Here is a 6,098-nt window from a genome sequence, read left to right on the forward strand (position 1 = left end):
TTACATGAAAAAGATATTTTATTCGATATTCAGTATATCGCTGTTGCTTTCAGCCACGATGTCGTTCACGTCGTGCAGCGATTTCTTTGATCCTGACACCGACGACGAATTAGACGGTGGGGATTACATTTCCTCAAATACGGAAATGTATACGGGATTTCTCGGCATTATGACTAAGCTGCAGGTTATCGGTGACAAGGAAATATTCCTCACCGATACCCGTGCGGACCTTCTTGAACCGACAGACGATTCCACTCCCGAGTTGATAGCTCTTTATAATTACGCGGATAACTTGCAAGGCAATTCGTATGCGGATCCTGCCGGCTATTATGAAGTCATAATAGCCTGCAACGATTATCTTGTGAAGATGAAAGAGTATCGCAAGAATCCCGATGTGGATGATGATATATGGAAAGACCTTGTGTCTTCGACAGTGCGTATCAAGGTTTGGACATATAAGACTTTGGCGGAGATATACGGCAAGGCCGTATGGTTTGATACTCCTATTACCAAAGTGACGGACATCACTGAGGGCGAAGGTTTTGAGTTCTTGGAACTGGAACCGCTCATCGACAAGTGTATCAATCTCATGGATACCGGTTTCGAAGGTGTTCCTACCAACCGTACTATCGATTGGATTGCGTGGCTGGATCCGAGCAATGTGACCAATGCCGCAAATTCGCAATATCGCAAATGGAATTGGATGGTGCCGCCATACGAGGGTATTTACGGAGAGCTCAACCTCTGGAAGGGCGCATGTCTTGACGGCAAGGGTGTAGACGCCGAGTCTTATTATAAGAAAGCGGCGGATGTATTGCTCAATATTCTTACATATTATGCGGATTGTAAGTATATGACAACACCGAAGGACCCGGGTTCTACGGTTTATTGGTTGCCCTCCGCGGCTACTCCTGGTCATTATACTCCCATTTGGAATAATGCCCAGCCGTATCAGTGTGAGGTTGTGGCCGCGTTGATTTATGACTATACTCTCAATCAGACCAATACCCTGTTGAAGCATTTCTCTAACGAATATCCGAACAAGTATTGGCTTCGTCCGTCAGAGTATGGTATAGAGCACTTTATAGATAAGGATTTCAACCCCGGCGCGACAACGAATGACACACGTTACAAGTGTATGTTCGGTACGGCCAGCGGTCAGCCCTACATTGCCAAGTTCCGCCCTGTAGGCAGCAGTGTCAGGGTGAACCCGTATCAGGACGATGTGCATATCTATATATACCGTGCCACACAGTATCACATGTTGCTTGCGGAGGCGCTTAATCATTTGAAGCGGTTTACCGCAATGAACGGTGTGTTCAACACCGGTGTCACCAAGGAGATATTCGTTGCCGGTGATGCGGAGTGGGAGGGCTTCTCCCGCAACTGGACCAGTGATGCGGAGTGGGGAACTCGCAGATATCCGTCAATGGGTATCCGCGGTTGCTACGGTCTTACGGCCCGTCCTGTCAAGATGTCCATCCTTGAACTCGGCGAACGCGAAACGTTCAAGTTCAACGACCTCGCCATTCTCGATGAGGCAATGCTTGAATTTGCTTGCGAGGGAAAGGCATATCCCATGATGAACCGTATGGCTGTGCGTTATGGCGACAATTCCATCATTGCCGATCGTGTGTGCCCCAAATATGAGGCGACAGGTAAAGCCGGGGAGATTCGTTCCAAAATCCTGGCGGGTGGCAACTGGATTCCTTATGATTTGAAAATATCTTCGGAACAGAAGAATGATACTGACCAAAATACCGATAAATAATTATTATTAGTTTAAAACAAGATTAGTGTAATGAAGAAAATTCTATTATTGACATTGACTCTCGTATTGGCACTCAGTGCCGATGCGCAATTCCGCAAGACATGGGATTTCTCAAAAGGATACAGCGCCGAGACAAAAGCCAACCTGAACGCCGACCCGAACTGGGTAAGCAACCGAACTGACGCCAACACAGGCGAAACAACCGGATGGAAAGACAATGCCAAGATGTCGGGAGAACTCATGGCAAACGGGGTGGTAATCGAAGAGTTGAGAGGCATCAACTTCTCTACCAGCGGATTGCAAAACAACGGCAACTATCTGCTCGACCCCACGACAATCCGTGTGGCCCGCAAGAAAATGGCTTTCAGCCTTCCCAAACTTGCTGCCGGCCAAAAGGTCACAATCGTAGCCAAGTCTGCCAACGGTACCGCCACTGACCGCGGATTTAAAGGAAATGACAACATGGAATACATCGACGGACCGGCAAACGGCATATGCCCTGGCCCCGACGGTCTCTGCACATTGGTATGGCAGGTAAAGGCCGATGTCGTTGACTCTGTGGACATCACCATCTCTACCGACATGGGTGGTCTCGATATCCAGTCTATCGTCATCGACGACGGAGACGCACCGGATGTGGAGAAAGCGAAGAAAGTCGCTTATATAGCAGATGCGGCCACAATCGACGCCGACATGGCCTATATCTTCCTCAGTGCCACCGATGGTGTGGAACTGACTCAGGTAGATCCCGTTGCCGACATCACACTCGACAGCCTGCAATACTATGACGCTATTGTAGTCGCTCCGTCTGTAGCCGCGAATGCAGGTATCGTTCCCACATTGAAGAGCGCCATCGCTTACGAGCCGGTACTCAACATGAATGCCGCCATGTATGAGGCATGGGGATATGGCAAGCCCGTAGCTACTTCGGAAATGTCAGTCACTGTTCCTACTGAAATGGCAGACAACGCTCTCTTTGCCGACCTCGATATCACATCAGGCCTTGAATTGTTGACAGACGGCGGTATCACCGGAGTGTCTCTCGGTGAGTATTTCGCAAACGATGCCGTTCTTGCCACAGCCGGTGAGGCGGTCGCCATACACCAGCATAATGCGGCCCGCAACACTTATCTCTTCCTGCCTTACACAGAGGAAGGACTGACTGCCGCCAACCAAGACATATTGCCCGTTATCCTCGGCAATGCGGTGAAGATGGTCGCCAAGACAAAGAAAGACATCGTCGCCACTGGAGCGCCCGTAATAACAAAGGAAAACAAGGACAGAGAAACAACCGTAACCATTTCCACCACAAACACAGACGCAAGCATTTACTATACAACAGACAGCAGCGAGCCTACAACGGCAAGCACACTCTATACAGAGCCGTTCACTTTGACAGAGGCTTGCACAGTGAAGGCCATAGCAACACTCGACGGTTACTTGCAAAGCAACACCACATCGCTTGACATTGATATCATGTCACAGGCTGCCACTCCGGCAATCTCTATCGAGAAGAATGCCGACAACAGCGTTGTCACTCTGACATGCGCAACCGAAGGCGCCGAAATCTATTACAGCTACGGCGTGGTTACCGACAAGGCCAAGGCGCAGAAGTACGTCGAGCCTATCACACTGAAGGCCGAGCCGACTGAAATCTACGCTTTCGCTGTTGCCGAGGGATACGTTCAGTCCGGTCTCGCAAGCGATTACGTGGCAATCAACAGCCTCAACGCGCAGACCATACGTATCGACACCCTCACCCACTTCGACGCAAACTCGGCCGACTGGTTCGTGGATAACTCCGAAAACGGCGGTACCGGTAAGGAGAGCGCTTACTACTATTGGGGCAAGAACGCATGGAAATACTATTCAGACGAGGTTGACCACACCGAGACCGTCAAGGACTCTCAGGGCAACGACTCTATCGTATACTACTACAAACCGGATCCCGCTGCCGTTCGCGTAATCAACCCGAACACACCAAACGGATGGATATTGAAGAGCGCGGGACAGGTGCTAACAGGTGAGCTTACTCTTACGGCAGAGGCTGCTGTCGGCAATGGCGCAACAGGCCGTTTCGCTGAGACAGCCGAGGACATGATCGGCGGTACTCCGACAACCGGATGCATCACATTCGGCGGCAAGACCAGCGGCGAGCCTTACACGGCGTCTATCGAGACAACCGAGAAGTATGCCGCTCCGTTCGACGTGGTTACTTACGTCGGCAACGGTAACAACGGCAATCCGGGCAACCTCGAGATCCAGGTGTCCGCCGACGGCGAGGCATGGGACAGCATCGGTACCGTGTCGATGGCATCCACACAGCGCTACTACAAGAAGACACGCGTGTCTTGCGACAAGACAGGCGAGTACTTCGTACGCGTATGGCAGAAAAGCGGCAGCACCAAGGCCCAGCTTTACGACATCTACGTGCTCAACAACGGCGAGAACTCCAAGAAGTATGACGCAAGCACGGTAGGCATCGACAATGTCGGCGGCTCTGACGAGCTTGTGCGTGACGAGATATTCAGCGTTAACGGTGTCCGTCTGAACACTCTTGGCAAGGGAATCAACATCATCCGCAAGCACTATGCCGACGGAACGGTGAAGACTGTCAAGGTGATGGTGAAGTAATCAATGAGGGGAAGGGCATTCCCTGTAACACACAATACAATGAAACGCGCATCGGAGAGACCGGTGCGCGTTTTTGTTTTATAATTCACAACTTTTAAATTGCCGGCATACAAGCCGTTGTTTTTATTTCGTATATTTGCACCCTGTAAATCCATTTCTATGCCATATAGGTATTCTCGAATATAAATCTTATTGTAATCAACTGTCGTATGAAACGAATTGTACTGTTATGTGTAATGGTGTGCATGGGCATGTTGGCAGCGTCGGCGCAGGTTGCCGATAAGAGAGGGGTTGCCAATGTCACCAGATTTGTGCCGTATGCCGCGGTTATCGGGATGAAGGCTTTCGGTGTCGAGAGCCGTGACGACTGGAAAGTGTTGCTTGCCAAGACCGCCGCTTCCGCAATAATAACAGGCGGAGTGACGTACACCATGAAAGAGACCATACACGAATGGCGTCCCGATATGACCGACAGGAAGTCTTTCCCGTCCGGGCACACGGCCTTTGCGTTTGCCGGTGCTACCACGTTGCACCATGAGTTCGGCCATATCTCGCCGTGGGTTAGCATAGGAGGGTATGCCGTGGCTACCGTCACGGCTGTCGACAGGGTATGCCGCGACCGGCATCATTGGTATGACACGGTGGCCGGGGCTGCCGTGGGCTTTCTCTCGGCGGAAGCCGGCTTTTGGATTACCGATAAGCTGTTTCCCCGCAGCGCGGTGAATGTATCCGTCAATCCGTCGGGATTATATCTATGCTATGGTTTCTGACCTTCGTGCCGTTGTCAATCTGTTTGGATGGCGTCATTCGTTTTTTTTGAGATATGCTATATCCGGTCGTGATTGCCTGCGGCGGCGTATGCTTGCGCCATGTGCCATATTCGGAGACCGTCTTCGTTCCGTATTTCAAAATTCTTTTGTACCTTTGCGGGCAAAACAGGAAAAGACATGATCATATTTGATAATGATTACAGTAACGGGGCGCATCCGAAGATACTGGAACGGCTCAACGATACGAACGGCATGCTGTCTTTGCCATACGGCGATGATGAGTTTTGCGAGCAGGCAAAGCGTAAGATCATGGAGGCATGCGACGATTACGACGCAAACATATTCTTTCTCACCGGTGGCACCCAGACCAACGCCACGGTCATAGATTCCCTTTTGTACCAGTATGAGGGCGTGATAGCGGTGGATACCGGCCATATCAATGTACACGAGGCGGGAGCCATAGAGTTTACCGAGCACAAAATCATCACAATCCCGAACAAGGGTGGCAAGATGGAGGCAGCCGCCCTCAATAAATATCTCAACGATTTCATGCACGACGGCAACAAGGCGCACGGAGTGTATCCTGGACTGGTGTACATCACTTTTCCCACGGAGTTCGGTACTCTTTACTCGGCCGATGAGCTTGATGAGATATACGGTATCTGCCGGCGCTTCGACATTCCGCTGTACGTTGACGGTGCCAGGCTTGGCTACGGACTCGCCGCAGACGGCAACGACATCACCCTGCCGTATCTTGCCCACCACTGCGATGTGTTCTATATCGGGGGAACCAAGATCGGCGCGCTGTGCGGAGAGGCTGTCGTTTTCACCCACAACAACGCCAACCGCCATTTTTTCAGCATTCAGAAACAGCATGGAGCGGTGATGGCAAAGGGGCGTCTGCTCGGCATACAGTTCGACAC

4 protein-coding genes are annotated in these 6,098 nt (G+C 51.0%); all 4 read left to right on the top strand.

The window, feature by feature from the left end; all coding sequences use genetic code 11:
• Nucleotides 1-4: 4 nt before the first annotated feature.
• Nucleotides 5-1,771, top strand: coding sequence for a hypothetical protein (locus tag MoGM_RS07610; RefSeq protein ID WP_104369485.1), 1,767 nt, complete (start codon nucleotides 5-7; stop codon nucleotides 1,769-1,771).
• A gap of 30 nt (nucleotides 1,772-1,801) precedes the next feature.
• Complete coding sequence (locus MoGM_RS07615; RefSeq protein WP_104369486.1) at nucleotides 1,802-4,405, top strand: chitobiase/beta-hexosaminidase C-terminal domain-containing protein; 2,604 nt, start codon at nucleotides 1,802-1,804, stop codon at nucleotides 4,403-4,405.
• Nucleotides 4,406-4,614: 209 nt separating this feature from the next.
• Entirely contained in the window at nucleotides 4,615-5,175 is a 561-nt protein-coding gene (locus MoGM_RS07620; RefSeq protein ID WP_104369487.1) for a phosphatase PAP2 family protein, read from the top strand.
• Between the two features lie 177 nt (nucleotides 5,176-5,352).
• Nucleotides 5,353-6,098 (top strand): low specificity L-threonine aldolase (locus MoGM_RS07625; protein WP_104369488.1); only part of this gene is annotated, 746 nt, incomplete at its 3' end.

It is taken from the genome of Prevotella sp. MGM1, assembly GCF_002933775.1.
GTDB lineage: Bacteria > Bacteroidota > Bacteroidia > Bacteroidales > Bacteroidaceae > Prevotella.